General features: G+C 72.2%; 15 protein-coding genes. 4 read left to right on the top strand and 11 right to left on the bottom strand.

Annotated features, from left to right (window positions below; all coding sequences use genetic code 11):
* Positions 1 to 7 precede the first annotated feature (7 nt).
* Complete coding sequence (locus tag AC07AZ_RS16365) at positions 8 to 616, bottom strand: TetR/AcrR family transcriptional regulator (RefSeq protein ID WP_478848100.1); 609 nt, start codon at positions 614 to 616, stop codon at positions 8 to 10.
* A gap of 138 nt (positions 617 to 754) precedes the next feature.
* Here AC07AZ_RS16365 and AC07AZ_RS16360 point away from each other — a divergent pair, with 138 nt between their 5' ends.
* Positions 755 to 2,269 carry a cytochrome P450 gene (locus AC07AZ_RS16360; RefSeq protein WP_478848098.1) on the top strand — a complete coding sequence of 505 codons (1,515 nt, stop codon included), beginning with the start codon at positions 755 to 757 and terminating at the stop codon, positions 2,267 to 2,269.
* Here the strand turns inward: AC07AZ_RS16360 and AC07AZ_RS16355 are convergent.
* From AC07AZ_RS16355 to AC07AZ_RS16310, 10 genes are all read right to left on the bottom strand, one after another.
* Positions 2,237 to 3,061 (bottom strand): pentapeptide repeat-containing protein, encoded by an 825-nt coding sequence (locus AC07AZ_RS16355; RefSeq protein ID WP_478848096.1) that lies wholly within the window; start codon positions 3,059 to 3,061, stop codon positions 2,237 to 2,239. The two genes, AC07AZ_RS16360 and AC07AZ_RS16355, sit on opposite strands and share 33 nt — an antisense overlap.
* Before the next feature lie 93 nt (positions 3,062 to 3,154).
* Positions 3,155 to 3,793, bottom strand: coding sequence for an FxLYD domain-containing protein (locus tag AC07AZ_RS16350; RefSeq protein ID WP_478848094.1), 639 nt, complete (start codon positions 3,791 to 3,793; stop codon positions 3,155 to 3,157).
* 134 nt (positions 3,794 to 3,927) lie between these two features.
* Positions 3,928 to 5,241 carry an alpha/beta fold hydrolase gene (locus tag AC07AZ_RS16345; protein ID WP_478848092.1) on the bottom strand — a complete coding sequence of 438 codons (1,314 nt, stop codon included), beginning with the start codon at positions 5,239 to 5,241 and terminating at the stop codon, positions 3,928 to 3,930.
* Positions 5,242 to 5,342: 101 nt separating this feature from the next.
* Positions 5,343 to 6,374, bottom strand: coding sequence for a LacI family DNA-binding transcriptional regulator (locus tag AC07AZ_RS16340; protein WP_478848090.1), 1,032 nt, complete (start codon positions 6,372 to 6,374; stop codon positions 5,343 to 5,345).
* Between the two features lie 79 nt (positions 6,375 to 6,453).
* Positions 6,454 to 7,878, bottom strand: a complete 1,425-nt coding sequence (locus AC07AZ_RS16335; protein ID WP_478848088.1) for a BNR repeat-containing protein — start codon at positions 7,876 to 7,878, stop codon at positions 6,454 to 6,456.
* 133 nt (positions 7,879 to 8,011) lie between these two features.
* Positions 8,012 to 8,332 carry an L-rhamnose mutarotase gene (locus tag AC07AZ_RS16330; RefSeq protein ID WP_478848086.1) on the bottom strand — a complete coding sequence of 107 codons (321 nt, stop codon included), beginning with the start codon at positions 8,330 to 8,332 and terminating at the stop codon, positions 8,012 to 8,014.
* Between the two features lie 32 nt (positions 8,333 to 8,364).
* Positions 8,365 to 9,447 carry a rhamnose ABC transporter substrate-binding protein gene (gene rhaS / locus AC07AZ_RS16325; RefSeq protein ID WP_478848084.1) on the bottom strand — a complete coding sequence of 361 codons (1,083 nt, stop codon included), beginning with the start codon at positions 9,445 to 9,447 and terminating at the stop codon, positions 8,365 to 8,367.
* Between the two features lie 35 nt (positions 9,448 to 9,482).
* Positions 9,483 to 10,493: an ABC transporter permease gene (locus AC07AZ_RS16320; RefSeq protein WP_478848082.1), complete on the bottom strand. Its 1,011-nt coding sequence runs from the start codon at positions 10,491 to 10,493 to the stop codon at positions 9,483 to 9,485.
* Complete coding sequence (locus AC07AZ_RS16315; protein WP_478848080.1) at positions 10,486 to 11,526, bottom strand: ABC transporter permease; 1,041 nt, start codon at positions 11,524 to 11,526, stop codon at positions 10,486 to 10,488. The genes AC07AZ_RS16320 and AC07AZ_RS16315 overlap by 8 nt, the downstream gene beginning before the upstream one ends.
* Positions 11,527 to 11,566: 40 nt before the next feature.
* Positions 11,567 to 13,084: a sugar ABC transporter ATP-binding protein gene (locus AC07AZ_RS16310; RefSeq protein ID WP_478848078.1), complete on the bottom strand. Its 1,518-nt coding sequence runs from the start codon at positions 13,082 to 13,084 to the stop codon at positions 11,567 to 11,569.
* Between the two features lie 272 nt (positions 13,085 to 13,356).
* Here AC07AZ_RS16310 and rhaI point away from each other — a divergent pair, with 272 nt between their 5' ends.
* From rhaI to AC07AZ_RS16295, 3 genes are all read left to right on the top strand, one after another.
* Positions 13,357 to 14,517, top strand: coding sequence for an L-rhamnose isomerase (rhaI, locus tag AC07AZ_RS16305; protein WP_478848076.1), 1,161 nt, complete (start codon positions 13,357 to 13,359; stop codon positions 14,515 to 14,517).
* A gap of 204 nt (positions 14,518 to 14,721) precedes the next feature.
* Positions 14,722 to 16,761, top strand: coding sequence for a bifunctional aldolase/short-chain dehydrogenase (locus AC07AZ_RS16300; RefSeq protein WP_478848074.1), 2,040 nt, complete (start codon positions 14,722 to 14,724; stop codon positions 16,759 to 16,761).
* Positions 16,758 to 18,233, top strand: coding sequence for a rhamnulokinase (locus tag AC07AZ_RS16295; protein ID WP_478848072.1), 1,476 nt, complete (start codon positions 16,758 to 16,760; stop codon positions 18,231 to 18,233). The genes AC07AZ_RS16300 and AC07AZ_RS16295 overlap by 4 nt, the downstream gene beginning before the upstream one ends.
* Positions 18,234 to 18,237: the final 4 nt, after the last annotated feature.

Raw genomic sequence — 18,237 nt, 5'->3', positions numbered from 1 at the left:
CCCGCTGTCAGCGCGCGATGACGCCCAGCAGCGCCCGGGCGCACAGGTCGCGCACCTGCTCCCGGGCCAGATCCCCGCCACGCAGCCACTCCAGGCAGACCGCGGTGGTGAAGGCCAGCCAACCCCGCACGGCCAGGCGCACGTCGGGCCGTTCCCCGAAGACGGAACCGAACTCGGGGTCGGCGCCCAGGGCCGCCAGGATCTGCCGCTCCTGCGCGGCCAGCGCCCGCTGGTACACCTTGCGCACCGCCTGGTCCCCCGCCGCGTCCGCGCGGTGGAACGCGCGGTACCCGTGGGCGTGCTCCTGGACGTACTCCAGATAGGTGTCGAGTCCGGCGGCGAGCTGTTCGCGCACCGGAACACCGGGCACCGCGGCCGTCATGCGCAGCATCCGCTCGCTCTCGCGCTCCACCACGGCCGCGAAGAAGTCCCGCTTGGTCGGGAAGTAGTGGTAGAGCAGGCCCCGCGAGACGCCGGCGATCTCGGCGACCCGTTCGATCCGGACCTCGTCGTAGGGGCTCTCCGAGAAAAGCCGCGCGCCGACCGTCAGCAGTTGCTCCCGGCGCTCCCCCGTGCTGAGCCGGCGGCGCGTGCGCTCGCCCTCGTTCGCGGCCATTCCCGCACCTTACTTGACGCCGGTTCAACAACAGGACGAGACTGGAACGCGCTATTGAACGCACGTACAACACGCGCTGACCGCGCCCGACGGCGGCCGGACCAGCCACCTCCAGTCGCCGGACCGAGGGAGATCGCCATGGCGGACACGACGACCGGGGCCGCACTCCCGAACGGGTTCCGCAGCGCCGAACACGGCTGGCCCGAACTGCACCACATCCCGCGCCCCCCGTACCGGGTGCCGCTGCTCGGCGACGTGCTGGGCGCGAGCCGGCGCACACCTCTCCAGGACTCCCTCCGCTTCGCCCGCAGACTGGGGCCCGTCTTCCGCCGCCGGGCCTTCGGCCGGGAGTTCGTCTTCGTGTGGGGCGCGGACCTCGTGGCGGACCTGGCTGACGAGACCCGCTTCGCCAAGCACGTGGGCCTCGGGGTCGCCAACCTCCGGCCGGTCGCCGGGGACGGCCTGTTCACGGCGTACAACCACGAACCCAACTGGCAGCTCGCGCACGACGTCCTGGCACCGGGCTTCAGCCGTGAGGCGATGGAGGGCTATCACCCGGTGATGCTCGCCGTGGCGGAGCGGCTCACCGGCCACTGGGACCGCGCGGTGACGGCCGGCCGGGCCGTCGACGTGCCCGGCGACATGACGAAGCTGACCCTGGAGACCATCGCGCGAACCGGGTTCGGGCACGACTTCGGCTCCTTCGAACGGGACCGCCCGCACCCCTTCGTGACCGCGATGGTGGGCACCCTCGGCTACGCCCAGCGGCTGAACACCGTGCCCTCACCGCTGCTGCTGCGCGGAGCCGCCCGCCGCAACGCGGCGGACATCGCCCACCTCGACCGCACGGTCGACGACCTGGTGCGGGCCCGCCGTACGGCCGGCGCGGCGAGCGGGGGCGGCGACCTGCTGGACCGGATGCTGGAGACGGCCCACCCCGAGACCGGGGAGCGGCTGTCGCCGGAGAACGTACGGCGCCAGGTCATCACCTTCCTGGTGGCGGGCCACGAGACCACCTCCGGCGCGCTGTCCTTCGCCCTTCACTACCTCTCCCGGCACCCCGACGTGGCGGCCCGCGCCCGCGCCGAGATCGACCGGGTCTGGGGTGACACCCCCACGCCGGGCTACGACCAGGTGGCCAGGCTGCGCCACCTGCGCCGCGTGCTCGACGAGTCGCTGCGGCTGTGGCCGACGGCACCGGCCTTCGCCCGGGAGGCCCGGCACGACACGGTGCTGGCGGGGACGCATCCGATGCTGCGGGGCGCCTGGACGCTGGTCCTCACCCCGATGCTGCACCGCGACCCCGCCGTCTGGGGCCCCGACGCGGAGGGCTTCGACCCCGACCGGTTCGACCCCGCGGCCGTCCGGTCCCGGCCGCCGCACACCTTCAAACCGTTCGGCACCGGGGCGCGGGCCTGCATCGGCCGCCAGTTCGCGCTGCACGAGGCCACGCTGGTCCTCGGCCTGCTGCTGCGCCGCTACGAACTGCGCCCCGACCCCGGCTACCGGCTGCGCGTGACCGAACGCCTCACCCTGATGCCGGACGGGCTGCGGCTGCGGCTGGAGCGCAGGGCCGCGGCCGCTCCCCCGGCGGCCGGTCCGCAGCCGCCCGCCGCGGAGCTACGGTGCCCAGTGCGCGGGACGGGTGACTGACTCGGGCAGCCGCGTGCCGGCGCTGCCCCGGGCCGCGTTCAGCTGGGGCTGGGTCAGGAAGAGGGCGCCGGTCAGGTCGGCGCCCGAGAGGTCCGTGTCGCGCAGGTCGGCGCCGATCAGGTCCGCGCCCCGCAGGTCCGCGCCGGTCAGGTCGGCGGCGATGAGACAGGCGCCCCGAAGGCTCACACCGCGCAGGTCGGCGCCCTTGAGGCGGGCGCCCATCAGGTCGGCGCCCCTGCGGTCCTTACGGCGGCCGCGCGTCCCGGCCCGCACCAGTTCGCTGGTCCTCAGCAGCAGCTCGCCGACCTCCTGCCGGTGGACACCCACGTCGAGGGCGGCCAGTTCCTCAGGCGTCCCACGGGTCAGCCGCTCGACGCGCTCCAGAGCCCGGCGCAGGTCGGCGTGGGCCGGGCGGGCCGCGGGAAACGTGAGCGCCTCGGTCAGGTGGCGGAGCAGTTCGTGCAGATGGCGGACGACCGGGAACACCTCGAACATGCGGCGGGCGCGCTCGGGCGGCCCCGCGCGCCAGTCCTGCCCGCCGAAGGTGACCTGCGAGACCTTCTGTCCGGCGCCGAAGCAGTCGTAGACCGTGCAGCCGGCGAAGCCCTTCTGCCGCAGCTTCGCGTGGATGCCGCACCGGTGGTCGTCCTGGAGGTTGCGGCAGGGCGTGCCGGCCTCCTTGCCGATGGCGAAGTCGGCCGAGCGGGCGAAGGGCAGGGCGACGCAGCACAGCCCGAAGCACTGTTCGCAGTCACCGCGCAGACCGGCCTGGTCGGTGGTGTCGTCTCGCATGCCGCCAGCCTACTGACCTGCCCCGGCCCGACCTGCGCGGACGAGCCGCCGGGCCGCCGCGCGGAGCTGTGTGCGGCGACCCGGCGCGGGTGGTCAGTACCGCTGGGCCTTGGCCAGCCGGGGGGTCAGGACCGGCTCGGCGGGCTTGCGGCTGATGGCGAGCGGCTGGGCCTGGTCACCGGGTGCGAGGTCCTCGGCGCCGACGTACCGGGTCTCCACCACCTTGCCCGCCGAGTCGAGGAAGTCGACCTGCACGGCGTACGAGGCCGTCTTGCCGGTCTTGTTGGTGATGGTGACGAGGACGGCGAGCAGTCCGCCGGTCGCCGACCGCGGTTTGCCGGTGATGGCCACCTCGGACGTGGCGTTGCCCTGTCCGGCGACCTTCCCGAGCTCCGTCTGCGCCGCCTTGTTGGCGCGGGCCGCCTCCGCCGACACGGAGGCCTCGAAGGAGGACGCGGCGGCCGAGGCGGAGGACGCGGCCGCCGAGAGCGAGGCACGCGCCGACGCGAGGGCCGAGGCGGCCTTCGACTTCAGGCCCGAGGGCGGCGTACCGGAGAAGGACGCCGTGTCGGGCGTGGCCGGCCGCGTGGTGGTGGACGGCGAGCCGCCGTTGTCGTCCGTGCTGCACGACAGCAGCGTGAGCGAGGCCGCCACGGCGGCCACGAGCAGTGTCGGGACGGCCGGCCGGGGCCGGCCCGCGCGTCCCCTCGGGCGGGGTGACGGCTGGTTCATCGGTGACGTCCCCTGTCTCCTGGACCGGCGGATCAACGAAATGAACCATATGTCGGGAAACAGGGCAGGGCATGCCGGCCCGGGCCACGCGGGTCAGCGGGCAGAGCGGGACTGGGACGGGCCGGGGCGTCTCCTCAGGCCTCGTCGCGGGTCAGGGCCAGCAGCCGGTCCAGGACGCGGGGGCCGCCGGCCCGTACGCCGTCGTGCTCGAACTCGTCGGTCACCCAGGTGCGCAGACCGCGGATCGCGCGGGCGGTCCGCAGGGAGTGGCCGGCGTCGACGTACATGTCGTCGTGGTACACGGCCGCCGCGACCGGGACCTCGTTGGCGGCCAGGCGCTCGGGGTCGTACAGGGGCTGCCAGTCGGTGCGGGCGGCCAGCAGTTCGGCCGTCTCTCGCAGCGGGCGCAGGGCCGGATCGCAGTCGAACATCCAGGGGTGCACCGACTCGCCGGTGAACAGCAGCGGGCCGTCGCCCGCGAGGGTCTTCGCCGCGTCGAACTGCGGGAACTCCGCACGGACGCGTTCGGCCGACCAGGCCGTGGGGCGCCCGTCCTGCGCGTAGACCGCCTCGTGCACGAGGGCGTACAGGGGGTGGCCCGCGTACGACAGGAGGCCCTGGACCTCCTCCTGGAACGCGTCGGACAGCGCGAGGCCGCCCGGGGTGCGGACGAAGGCGTGTTCCAGCAGGTGGTGGAGGCGATGGCTGCCGTCGCCGCCGCCCAGGACGATGCCCAGGGACTGGAAGGCCTCGGCCGTGAGACGGTAGCCGTTCGGCAGCACCGGTTCGTGCCGGAGAACGTGCTCGGCGATCTGCCGGGCGCGTTCGATGTCCTGCGGGTAGCGCGCGTAGTGCGCGGCGACCTTGCGTTCGATGCGCGGGTAGGCGGCCCGGTAGACGTCGTCGGCGTGCGCGTCGAGCGAGGGCAGGCCGCCGGTGACGACGGCGGCGGCGAGACCCTCCGGGGCGGTCGACAGGTAGTGCACCGCGCAGAAGCCGCCGAAGCTCTGGCCGAGCACGGTCCAGGGCGCGCCGCCGGTGACCTCGGGGCGGATGGTCTCGCAGTCCCGCACGATCGCGTCGGCGCGGAAACGGGCGAGGTAGTCGGCCTGTTCGGCGGGGCCGCCGCGCAGCGGGAGCGTCTGCCGGCCGGCGGGCGTGGAGTGGCCGGTGCCGCGCTGGTCCAGGAGCAGCACGCGGTACTCGTCGAGGGCGCGGTCGAGCCAGGACTGCCTGCCGACGAAGCGGGGGGCGCCGAAGCCGGGGCCGCCCTGGAGGTAGACCAGCCACGGGAGGTCCTGGCCGTGGCCCTGACGTGCCTTGTCGCTCGCGACGACCTCCCGGCCGTAGAGCTCGATCGTCTCGCCCGCCGGGTCGGTGTGGTCGAGGGGCACGGTGAAGCGGCGGTCGGTGAGCACGACGCCGGGCTGACGGTAGGTGAGACTCAACAGGGCTCCCGGGACGGACGGATTGCTGGCCGCATCCCAGTTCAGCACAGGTTCGTCCGGTGGCCGACCCCCGGGATCATGAAATCTTACTGAACCCGCGGTCAGCGCGCCGACAGGCTGGAGCGGCGTACGACGAGTTCGGGCTGGAGCACCACCCGCCGGTGCTCGTGCCCGCGCGCCCCGCTCTCCTCCTCCGTCTCGGTCTCCTCCAGCAGGAGTTCCGCGGCGAGGGCGCCCATGGTGACGGCGGGCTGCCGGACCGAGGTCAGCGGGACGGCCGCGGCGGCCGCGAACTCGATGTCGTCGTAGCCGACGATCGCGAGGTCGTCGGGAACCTTGACGCCGGCCGCGTACATGGCCTGCAGGACGCCGAGGGCGAGCAGGTCGTTGGCGCAGAACACCGCGGTCGGCCGGGCCGCGAGGCCCAGCAGCCGGGCTCCGGCGTCGCGGCCGGCTGCCACGTCGAGCCGCTCGGTGGGCAGCTCGCGCAGGGCGTCGGGGCCGAGGCCGGCCTCGGCGAGCGCGTTCAGGGCGCCGGTGCGCCGGTCGCGCACCTGGTTGAAGCCGGGCGGTCCGCTGACGTACGCGATCGAGCGGTGCCCGGCGTCGATCAGGTGCCGCACCGCGAGGGCGCCGCCCGCCACGTCGTCGACGGACACCGAGCACTCGGTGGTGCCCTCGGCGACCCGGTCGACGAGGACGAAGGGGATGTTGTGGCGCCGGAACGACTCGATGTTGCGGCCGGTGGCGTCGGCGGGGGTGAGCAGCACCCCGCGCACCCGCTGCTCGGCGAAGAGCGACAGGTACTCGGCCTCCTCGCCCGGGTTCTGCGCGCTGTTGCAGACCATCACGCCGAGGCCCGCGTCGCGCGCGGCCCGCTCGGCACCGCGCGCGACGTCCACGAAGAACGGGTTGCCCATGTCGAGGACCAGCAGGCCCATGATCCGGCTGCGGCCCGCGCGCAGTTGGCGCGCGGACTCGCTGCGGACGTAGCCGAGGCGGTCTATCGCGGACAGCACCCGGGCCCTTGTCTCGGTGGCGACCGTGTCCGGACGGTTGATCACGTTCGAGACCGTGCCGACGGAGACTCCGGCGACACGGGCGACGTCCTTGATACCCACCGACTGCGCCATCAGGCAGAGACCTCCGGGGCTGGTGAGGGGGGCAGGCAGGCGTTCACACTACCGGCATGCCGTCCCGCCGCGACCCCCCTCACGCGGGCAGTCCGAAGTCGACGACGTGCAGGGCCGAGGGCGTCGTGCCGCTGGACTTCTCCTGGTACATCACGGACAGCACGCCGTCCTGCGCGATCCGCGTCTCGTCGATGACGACCTCGCCGAACGCGTTCAGGCCGCTGCCGTCGTACAGCAGCTTCCAGTCGGTGTGGCCCGAGGACTTCGAGGCGCCGGCGATCCGGCCGAACGGCAGGACCGCGTAGGCGTTGTCGTACCGGTCGAGGACCAGCTTGGTGCGCTGGCTGGAGCCGGGCGCGACCGGTATCTCGGTCTTCAGCCAGCTGCCCGAGGCGTTCCTGCGCAGGTGGAAGGCGCGGCCGTTCGCGGTGCGGTCGGTGACGTAGTTCGTTGTGCACTGGCCGAAGCGGCCGGGCACGTAGCTGATGATCGCGTGCGGGAGGCCGGCGGAGTCGGTGAACTGGCTCTCCTGGTTCATCAGCGAGTGGTCGGGGTTGAGCGCGTCCACCACGAGTCCGCCGTCGGTGACCGCGACCTTGTCCGAGCCGCCGGTGGTGCCGACCACGGTGCCGGCGTCGTTGCGCCAGGTGCGGCCGCGGTCGTCGGAGTAGACGTATCCGGTGTCGTGGTTGGTGATGCCGCCGCCGTTGCACATCACGGCGGCGTTCTGCTCGCGCCAGGTGAAGAAGGAGTGCAGCCGGCCGGTGCGGTCGTAGTCGATGCCGTGCAGGTACATGTTGCGGGCCGTGCTGGATCCGTGCTCGCTGGTGTAGGTGCCGGTGGACGCGCTCCACTCGCCCAGGTCGCTCCACGCGGTGCCGTCGTACTCGGCCAGCGCGTTGCGTCCGTTCCCGGAGATCCCGGCGCGGTAGCTGAGCTGCAGCTTCCCCTCGGGCGTGGAGACGAACTGGGGGTAGGTGAACTGCGAGGTGAGCGCGAGCCCGTCCAGGGTGGACTGCGGGGCGCCGAAGCGGGCGGCGGTCCAGCTCAGCCCCGCGGGGTCGTCGAGGAGCCCGGCGACCGACTTGACGTAGGTGAAGCCGTCGCTGTGGGAGTCCATGTTGAGGTGCAGCCGGCCGTCCGTCTTCGAGACGCCCATGGAGATGACGTTGTGCGAGTCACCGGCCTTCAGCCTGTGGCCCACCTGGACCGTCGCCCAACTGCTCGCGCCGAGCGCCCGGCGGGCGACGACGGCGTTCTTGTCGGCGGTGTACCAGACGGCGTACTGGTGGCCCTTGTAGGTCAACAGCCCGTTCTTCTGGAACGAGTTGTTGTTGACCAGGCCGTCGTAGGAGACGAAGAAGACTGCCTGGGCGTCGAGTTGCGTGCCGCCGACCGGGGTGACGGACGGGCCGGGGGCGGCCGCCCGAGCCGTGCCGGCGGCGAGGGCGGAGGTGCCCGCCGCACCGAAGAGGGTGGCGGCCAGCAGTGTGCGTCGTCTCATCTCGGGGACTCCGTTGTCGGGCGAGGCGGAACGGGGCGGGGTGGCCCGGAAGAGAGGTTCCGGGGAGGGCGCCGGCCTCGGGGACGGGCCGGGTTCGGGGGAAGGGCAGGCCCCCAGGAGGGCCGGCCGGGGGTCAGGCGAGGTGGAAGACCTCGGTGAGCGGGGTCATCGCCTCGTCGGGGCGGGTGCCGTCGAGGGACTCGAAGAACGGGGCCATCTCGCTCTGCCAGCGGGCGTTGACCTCGGTGGCCTCCATGCCGGCCCGGGCCGCCTCGAAGTCCTCGGTCTCCAGGTAGCCGACGAGCAGACCGTCGTCGCGCAGGAAGAGGGAGTAGTTGTGCCAGCCGGTGGCCGAGAGCGCGGCGAGCATCTCGGGCCACACGGCGGCATGACGTTCGCGGTACTCGGCGAGCCGGTCCTGGCGGACCTTGAGCAGGAAACAGACGCGCTGCATGAAGTACCGCTCCTCCCAAGGGACTTACGTGCCTAGAAGTTGAACTGGTCGATGTTCTTCGCGTCGAAGACGGTCGGCTTGCCGAGGCTGATCACGCCGTCCTTGCCGATGGTGAACGAACCCATGTCACCGGCCTTGAACGTCTCGCCCTCCGCGCCGGTGATCTGCCCCGAGACCATCGCCACGGCCGTGCGCGCCGCGAGCTCGCCGAGCTTCGCCGGGTCCCACAGCTCGAAGCCCTCGACGGTGCCGTTCTTGACGTACTTGCGCATGTCGTTGGGGGTGCCGAGGCCGGTCAGCTTGACCTTGCCCTTGTACTTGGAGCCGGACAGGTACTGGGCGGCGGCCTTGATGCCGACGGTGGTCGGGGAGATGATCCCCTTGAGGTTCGGGTGCTCCTGGAGCAGGCCCTGGGTCTGCTGGAAGGACTGCTGGGCGTCGTCGTTGCCGTAGGCGACCTTGACCAGCTTGATGTCCTTGTACTTGGGGTCCTTCAGCTCGTCCTTCATGAAGCCGATCCAGGTGTTCTGGTTCGTCGCGGTCTGCGCGGCGGACAGGATCGCGATCTCGCCCTTGTAGCCGATCTGTTCGGCGAGCAGCTGCACCTCGGTGCGGCCCAGGTCCTCGGCGCTGGCCTGCGAGACGAAGGCGTTGCGGCACTCGGGCCTGGTGTCGGAGTCGTAGGTGACGACCTTGATCTTGTTGGTCATGGCCTGCTTGAGCGCGGTGCACAGGGCGCCCGGGTCCTGCGCGGAGACGGCCATCGCGTCAACCTGCTGCTGGGTGAGCGTGTTGACGTAGGAGACCTGGCCGGAGGTGTCGGTGGAGCTGCTGGGGCCGACCTCCTTGTAGCTGTTGCCCAGTGCTTTCAGCGCCGTCTCGCCGCCCTTGTCGGCGGAGGTGAAGTAGGGGTTGTTGACCGCCTTCGGCAGGAAGCCGACGGTCAGGCCCTTCTTGAGCGCGGCGTTCGGGTCGGCCTTGCCGCCCGTGGTGTGGGAGCCGCTCTCGCTCTTGACGTCCTCCTTGGTGGTGCCGCCGCAGGCGGTGACGGCCAGGGCGAGGGAGGTGACGGCGGCGAGGGCCGCACAGGTACGGCGGATGGACGACTTGCGCATGGCGGGGATTCCTTTACGAGGATGAGCGGAGCGGGTCACGAGGTCGGAGTCGAGGCGGCTCTGCGGCCCGCCCTCGCTACGGAGATCTGCCGTGCGACCCGGGGGCCGAGCACGGAGACGACGAGCAGAACGCCGGTGACGACGATCTGCGACTGTGCGGAGACGTTCAGCAGGCTCATCACGTTCTGCAGCGCGCCGAGCAGGAACACTCCCGCGACGGCGCCGCCGAGCGTGCCCTTGCCGCCGTCGAAGTCGATGCCGCCGAGCAGGACGGCCGCGACGACGGACAGTTCGAGTCCGGTGGCGTTGTCGTAGCGGGCGCTCGCGTAGTGGAACGCCCAGAAGACGCCGGTGAGCGAGGCCATGAAGCCGGTGGCGGTGAACAGGATCAGCTTCTGCCGCCGGACCCGGATGCCGGCGAACCGCGCGGCCTCCTCGCTGGCGCCGACCGCGAACGCCGAGCGCCCGAAGGGGGTGGCGTGCAGCACGACCACGGCGATGGCGAGCAGCACCAGGAAGGGCGGGAACACCTGGGGGATGAACGTGTCCCCGATCCGGCCGGCCGCGAAGTCCAGGTACTGGGTGGGGAAGTCGGTGACCGCGTCCGAGCCGAGGAGGATCTGGGCGATGCCCCGGTAGGCGGCCAGCGTGCCGATGGTGACGGCGAGGGACGGCAGGCCGAGCCGGGTCACCAGCAGGCCGTTGACCAGTCCGCACGCCACACCGAGGAGCAGGCAGACCGGGATGATCGTCTCGATCGTCATGCCGTGGTTCCACAGGACGCCCATCACCGAGCCCGACAGGCCGGCGGTGGAGGCGACCGACAGGTCGATCTCGCCGGCCACCACGAGCAGGGTCATCGGCAGCGCGATCAGCGCGATGGGCAGGGTGTTGCCGATCAGGAAGGACAGGTTGAGGGCATTGCCGAAGCCGTCCACGAACCCGAACGACAGCAGCAGCACGACGAGCAGGAGGACGCCGACGGCTGAATCCCACCTTTTCAGGGCGGACCAGCGGACGGCACGCGCGAGAGCGGAGTCAGCCATGGCGGGCGTTCCTCTTCTTCAGGGCGGCGGCCACGCGCAGCGCGACGACCCGGTCGACCGCGATGGCGAGGACCAGCAGGATCCCGTTGATGGCGAGCACCCAGACGGAGCTGACGCCGAGGGCGGGCAGGACGCTGTTGACGGAGGTCAGGAGCAGGGCGCCGAGGGCGGCGCCGTAGACACTGCCGGAGCCGCCGGTGAAGACGACGCCGCCGACCACGACCGCGCTGACGACGGTGAGTTCGTAGCCGTTGCCGGTGCCCGAGTCGACGTTGCCGAACCGGGCCAGGTAGAGGGCGCCGGCGAGTCCGGCGAGGGCCCCGCAGAAGGTGTAGGCGGCCAGGATGCGCTTGCGGACCGGGATGCCCGCGAGGCGGGCGGCCTCCGGGTTGGAGCCGAGCGCGTACAGCTCGCGTCCGCTGCCGAACTGCTTGAGGTAGTACGCCGTGGCGACCAGCACCGCGAGCGCGATCATCGCCAGCCACGGCACCGCCGAGACGCCGCCGGAGCCGAAGTTGATGAAGCCGTCCGGGAGGTTCGCCGCGGTGATCTGGCGGGAGCCGACCCAGATGGAGTCGATGCCGCGGATGATGTACAGGGTGCCGAGGGTGACGACGAGCGCGGGCACCTGGCCGAGGCTGACGAGCAGTCCGTTGACCAGTCCGCAGCCGATGCCGAGGAGAACGGCCAGCACGATCGCCACGACGGGGTTGCCGCCGCCCTGGAGGTAGACGCCGGCGGCGAAGGCGCTGACGCCGAGGGTGGAGCCGACCGACAGGTCGACGTTGCGGGTGATGACGACCAGCGACTGGCCGGTGGCGACCAGCACCAGGATGGTCGCGTTCAGCAGCAGGTCCTTGACGCCCTGTTCGGACAGGAACTCGCTGTTGCCGGCCTGGGTGATGCCGATCATCACCAGGAAGACGACCAGGATGGCGAGTTCGCGCATCCTGAAGACGCGGTCCACCAGCCGGGTGCCACTGGACCTGTGCACCTCGGCGGCGGGGGCGGGATTGGGTGCGGTCACCGTCATGCGGCGGCCCTCCGGGCGGGGTTCGTGGTCCTACGGGCTGTCATGCGGCGGCCCTCCCGGTGGCCGCGGCCATCACGGTCTCCTCGGTGGCCTCGGAGCGCGGGAGTTCGGCGGTCAGGCGCCCCTCGTGCATCACGAGCACCCGGTCGGCCATGCCGAGGATCTCGGGCAGGTCGGAGGAGATCATCAGTACGGCCACGCCGTCGGCGGCCAACTCGCTCAGCAGCCGGTGCACTTCGGCCTTGGTGCCGACGTCGATGCCACGGGTGGGCTCGTCCACGATCAGCACCTTGGGCCCGGTCGCCAGCCACTTGGCGAGGACGACCTTCTGCTGGTTGCCGCCGGACAGCGTGTTGACGGAGTCGGCGATACGGGCGTACTTGACCTGGAGTCTCACCGCCCAGTCGAGGGCGCGGCTGCGTTCGGCGCCGCGGTCGACCAGGCCGGCCCTCACCGTCGTGCGCAGGCCGGTCAGACCGATGTTGCGCTCGATGGACATGTCCATCACCAGGCCCTGGGCGCGCCGGTCCTCGGGGACGAGGGCGAGTCCGGCGGCCATCGCCGTGGAGGGGGCGCCGTTGGTCAGCCCGCGGCCCTCGACCTCCACCTCGCCGGCGTCCCAGCGGTCGATGCCGAAGACGGCCCGGGCCACCTCGGTGCGGCCGGCGCCGACGAGTCCGGCGAGACCGACGATCTCACCGTGCCGTACGTCGAAGGACACGTCGGTGAAGACGCCCTCGCGGGTCAGCCGCCGCACGCTGAGCGCGACCGCGCCGGGCTTGACGTCCTGCTTGGGGTAGAGCTCGTCGAGGTCGCGGCCCACCATGCGGCGGACCAGGTCGTCCTCCGTCATGCCGTCCAGTTCCTCGCTGGCGATCCAGGCGCCGTCGCGCAGGGTGGTGACGCGCCGGCAGATCTGGAAGATCTCCTCCAGCCGGTGGGAGATGAACAGGACGGCGGCGCCCTGGTCGCGCAGGGTGCGGACGACGCCGAAGAGGCGGGCCACCTCGCTGCCGGTGAGGGCGGCGGTGGGCTCGTCCATGATCAGGACGCGGGCGTCGAAGGAGAGGGCCTTGGCGATCTCGACGATCTGCTGGTCGGCGATCGACAGGCCGCGGGCGGGGCGGTCGGGGTCGAGTTCCACGCCGAGGCGCAGCATCAGGGCGGCGGTGGCCGCGTGGGTGGCCTTGTGGTCGATGCGGCCGAGAGCCCGCCGGGGCTGGCGGCCCATGAAGATGTTCTCGGCGATCGACAGGTCGGGGAAGAGCGTGGGTTCCTGGTAGATCACGGCGATGCCGGCGTCGCGTGCGTCGCCGGGGCCGTGGAAGACGACGGGCTCACCGTCGAGCAGCACCCGGCCGGCGTCCGGTCGGTGCACCCCCGCGAGGGTCTTGATGAGGGTCGACTTGCCCGCGCCGTTCTCGCCGGCGAGGGCGTGCACCTCGCCGGGGAACAGTTCCAGGGAGACGTCCCGCAGTGCGCGGACCGCGCCGAAGGACTTCGATACGTCCTCCAGCGACAGGACGGGGGCCGGACCCGTGTCGGACGGGTGGGTCATGGGAGCTCCTCGACGACGCCCGTCAGGCGGGCCTCACGGTGTCGTGAAAGGTTTCAACTTGGTTGCCGGGACGTTAGGCATGCGGCCCATGTCACGTCAATGGGTCCGTATCGAAAAACTTTCAATGCCCGTAGGTCACGGCCGGGTCACGAGCAACAGCCTGGGCCGGAGGGCTTGACACCCCTTCGGGAGGCTCATAGCTTCCCATCTTGAATCGTTTCACACGGAACGTGTTTCCCCGTCTTCCGACCCGACGTCACAGGAGCCCCGAAGTGACCGAGCTCGCCGCGGTGAAGACCGCACTCAGGACCCAGGCAGTCGAGACACCGTCATGGGCGTACGGGAACTCGGGGACCCGCTTCAAGGTGTTCGCGCAGCCCGGCGTACCGCGTACCCCGCGGGAGAAACTGGACGACGCCGCCCAGGTGCACGCCGTCACCGGGGTCGCGCCGACCGTGGCCCTGCACATCCCCTGGGACAGGGTCGAGGACTACGCCGCCCTCGCCAGGCACGCCGAGGAACGCGGCCTGAAGCTGGGCGCGATCAACTCCAACACCTTCCAGGACGACGACTACAAGCTGGGCAGCGTCTGCCACCCGGACGCGGCGGTACGGCGCAAGGCGGTCGGCCACCTCCTGGAGTGCGTCGACATCATGGACGCGACGGGCTCCCGGGACCTGAAGCTGTGGTTCGCGGACGGCACCAACTATCCCGGGCAGGACGACCTCCGTGACCGGCAGGACCGGCTGGCCGAGGCGCTGGCCACGGTGTACGACCGGCTCGGCGACGACCAGCGGATGCTGCTGGAGTACAAGTTCTTCGAGCCGGCCTTCTACGCCACCGACGTGCCGGACTGGGGCACGGCCTACGCGCACTGCCTCAAGCTGGGCCCGAAGGCGCAGGTCGTGGTCGACACCGGCCATCACGCGCCCGGTACCAACATCGAGTTCATCGTCGCCACGCTGCTGCGCGAGGGGAAGCTCGGCGCGTTCGACTTCAACTCGCGCTTCTACGCGGACGACGACCTGATGGTCGGCGCGGCGGACCCCTTCCAGCTGTTCCGGATCATGTACGAGGTCATCCGGGGCGGCGGGTTCACGCCGGAGGTCGCGTTCATGCTCGACCAGTGCCACAACATCGAGGCCAAGATCCCCGCGATCATCCGCTCCGTGATGAACGTGCAGGAGGCGACGGCCAAGGCGCTGCTGGTGGACCGGGACGCGCTGAGCGCCGCGCAGCGCGACGGGGACGTGCTGGCCGCCAACGCGGTGATCATGGACGCGTACAACACGGACGTACGTCCGCTGCTGCGCGAGCTGCGTGAGGAGTCGGGGCTGGACCCCGACCCGATGGCCGCCTACCGGCGCTCGGGATGGGCCGAGAAGATCGTCGCCGAGCGGGTCGGTGGGGAGCAGGCGGGGTGGGGGGCGTGAGCGTCCACGGGTCACGCGGTCCACGGTCCGCGCGCCGGATCTGAGCGTCCACCGGATCGCACGGACCACGGACCCGACCTGAGCGTCCACCGGATCGCACGGACCGCGGCCCGCGGGCCGCGGTCCGGACGCGGCTGATCGCGCCGTTCCCCGCGCCCCCTCGGGCGCTTCCCTCGTCTCTGTGCAAGAAAGTAGGAGAAGAACATGGCACCGCATCCCGAAGCCGCCGCTCTGCTGGCCCGCTCGCACCGGCTCGGCTCCGATCCCCGCAACACCAACTACGCCGGCGGCAACACCTCCGCGAAGGGCACCGACACCGACCCCGTCACCGGCGGTGACGTCGAGCTGATGTGGGTCAAGGGGTCCGGCGGCGACCTGGGCACCCTGGCCGAGGGGGGCCTGGCCGCGCTCAGGCTGGACCGGCTGCGCGCGCTCACCGGCGTCTATCCGGGCCTCGACCGCGAGGACGAGATGGTCGCCGCCTTCGACTACTGCCTGCACGGCAGGGGCGGCGCGGCCCCGTCCATCGACACGGCGATGCACGGACTCGTGGACGCCGCCCACGTCGACCACCTGCACCCCGACTCCGGGATCGCGCTCGCCTGCGCGGCCGACGGGGAGAAACTGACGGCCGAGTGCTTCGGCGACACCGTGGTGTGGGTGCCGTGGCGCCGGCCCGGTTTCCAGCTCGGGCTGGACATCGCGGCCGTCAAGGAGGCCAACCCGCGGGCCGTCGGCTGTGTCCTCGGCGGGCACGGCATCACGGCGTGGGGCGACACGTCCGAGGAGTGCGAACGCAACTCGCTGCACATCATCCGCACCGCCGAGGCGTTCCTCGCCGACCGCGGCAGGCCGGAGCCCTTCGGGCCGGTGATCGAGGGCTACGAGGCGCTGCCCGAGGCCGAGCGGCGGGAGCGCGCCGCCGCCCTCGCGCCGTACGTCCGCGGCCTCGCCTCGCGGGACCGGGCCCAGGTCGGCCACTTCACCGACTCCGACGCGGTCCTCGACTTCCTGGCCCGCGACGCGCACCCCCGGCTCGCCGCGCTCGGCACCTCCTGTCCCGACCACTTCCTCCGGACGAAGGTGCGGCCACTGGTTCTCGACGTGCCGCCGACCGCTCCCCTCGAGGAGGCGATCGCCCGGCTGGACGAGCTGCACACCGCCTACCGCGAGGAGTACGCCGCGTACTACCGGCGGCACGCCACTCCCGACTCCCCCGCGATGCGCGGCGCCGACCCGGCGATCGTCCTCATCCCCGGCGTGGGCATGTTCAGCTTCGGCAAGGACAAGCAGACCGCGCGGGTGGCCGGCGAGTTCTACGTCAACGCGATCAACGTGATGCGCGGGGCCGAGGCCGTCTCGACGTACGCGCCGATCGAGGAGTCGGAGAAGTTCCGCATCGAGTACTGGGCGCTGGAGGAGGCCAAGCTCCAGCGGATGCCGAAGCCGAAGGCGCTGGCCACGCGGGTGGCGCTGGTGACGGGCGCCGGCAGCGGGATCGGCAGGGCGATCGCCCACCGGCTGGTCGCCGAGGGCGCGTGCGTCGTCGTCGCCGACCTGGACGCGGAGAACGCCGCGCAGGTCGCCGAGGACCTCGGCGGGCCCGACAGGGCGGTCGCCGCGATCGTCGACGTGACGTCCGAGGAGCAGATCGCCGAGGCGTTCAGGACGGCGGCGCTGGCCTTCGGCGGGGTGGACCTGGTGGTCAACAACGCCGGCATCTCCATCTCCAGGCCGCTGCTCGAGACCTCCGCCGGGGACTGGGACCTCCAGCACGACATCATGGCCCGCGGCTCCTTCCTCGTCTCGCGCGAGGCGGCCCGCGTGATGATCGCCCAGAAGCTGGGCGGCGACATCGTCTACATCGCGTCGAAGAACGCGGTGTTCGCCGGCCCCAACAACATCGCCTACTCCGCCACCAAGGCCGACCAGGCCCACCAGGTGCGGCTGCTGGCCGCCGAACTCGGCGAGCACGGCATCCGCGTCAACGGCGTCAATCCCGACGGTGTGGTGCGGGGCTCCGGCATCTTCGCGGGCGGCTGGGGCGCGCAGCGGGCCGCCGTGTACGGCGTGGCGGAGGACAAGCTCGGCGAGTTCTACGCCCAGCGGACCATCCTCAAGCGGGAGGTGCTGCCCGAACACGTCGCGAACGCCGTCTTCGCGCTCACCGGCGGGGAGCTGACGCACACCACCGGGCTGCACGTCCCGGTCGACGCCGGCGTCGCGGCCGCGTTCCTGCGATGAGCACCGCCAACGACCCGGGCGTGCGGTCGTACGCCGCGGTCGACCTCGGCGCGTCCAGCGGACGCGTCATGGTCGGCCGCGTCGGCGCCGACGCGCTGGAGCTGACCGAGGCCCACCGCTTCCCCAACCGGCCGGTCCGCCTGCCCGAGGGACTGCGCTGGGACGTCCTCGCGCTGTACGCGGGCGTCCTGGAGGGGCTGCGCGCGGCGGGCGCGCGCCTCGGTGGGCGGCTCGACTCCGTCGGCATCGACAGCTGGGCCGTCGACTACGGCCTCCTCGACGCCGACGGGGCCCTGCTCGGCAACCCCGTGCACTACCGCGACACCCGCACGGACGGCGTCGCGGAGAAGGTCTGGGCGACCCTGCCCGCCGACGAGCTGTACGCGGCGACGGGACTGCAGTACGCCCCCTTCAACACGCTGTACCAGCTGACCGCGGCGCGCGGCTCCGCCCAACTGGAGCACGCCCGGCGCCTGTTGCTCATCCCCGACCTGCTGGCGTACTGGCTCACCGGGGAACAGGGCACCGAGCTGACCAACGCCTCGACCACCCAGCTCGTCGACCCCCGCACCCGTGACTGGTCGTACGACACCGCCGACCGGCTCGGCGTCGACCTCGGCCTGTTCGCGCCGCTGCGCCGGCCCGGCGACCCGGCGGGCGCGCTGCGGCCCGAGGTGCTGGAGGAGACCGGGCTCACCGGGCCGGTGCCGGTGACGGCGGTCGGCTCGCACGACACCGCGTCCGCGGTGGCGGCCGTCCCCGCGACGGGCGGGCGGTTCGCGTACATCTGCACCGGCACCTGGTCCCTGGCCGGACTGGAGCTGGACGCGCCCGTCCTCACCGAGGAGAGCCGGGCCGCGAACTTCACCAACGAACTCGGGCTGGACGGCACCGTCCGGTACCTGCGCAACATCATGGGCCTGTGGCTGCTCCAGGAGTGTCTGCGGGCCTGGGGCGACCCCGAACTCGGCGGGCTGCTGCTCGACGCGGCCGGGGTGCCGGCCCTGCGGTCGGTGGTGGACGCGGGCGACACCGCGTTCCTCGCGCCGGGCCGGATGCCGGAGCGGATCGCTCAGGCGTGCCGCGCCTCGGGGCAGCCGGTGCCGCGCTCCCGCGCCGAGACCACCCGCTGCATCCTCGACTCCCTCGCCCTCGCCCACCGCAGGGCCGTCGAGGACGCGCAGCGGCTCGCCGGTCATCCGGTCGACGTCGTGCACGTCGTCGGCGGGGGCACCCGCAACGCGCTGCTGTGCCAGCTGACCGCCGACGCCTGCGGGCTGCCGGTGGTCGCGGGCCCCACGGAGGCGGCGGCCCTCGGCAACGTCCTGGTACAGGCCCGCGCCCACGGGCTGGTCGGCGACCGTGCGGACATGCGTGAACTGCTGGTCCGCACCCAGCCGCTGACCCGGTACGAGCCGCGCGGGGACACGGCACGGTGGCGGGCCGCGCAGGACCGGCTCACCCGCGCGTGAGTGG

This window comes from Streptomyces sp. NPDC043878 (genome assembly GCF_056435735.1).
This window is presented reverse-complemented; position numbering and strand designations above follow the sequence as displayed.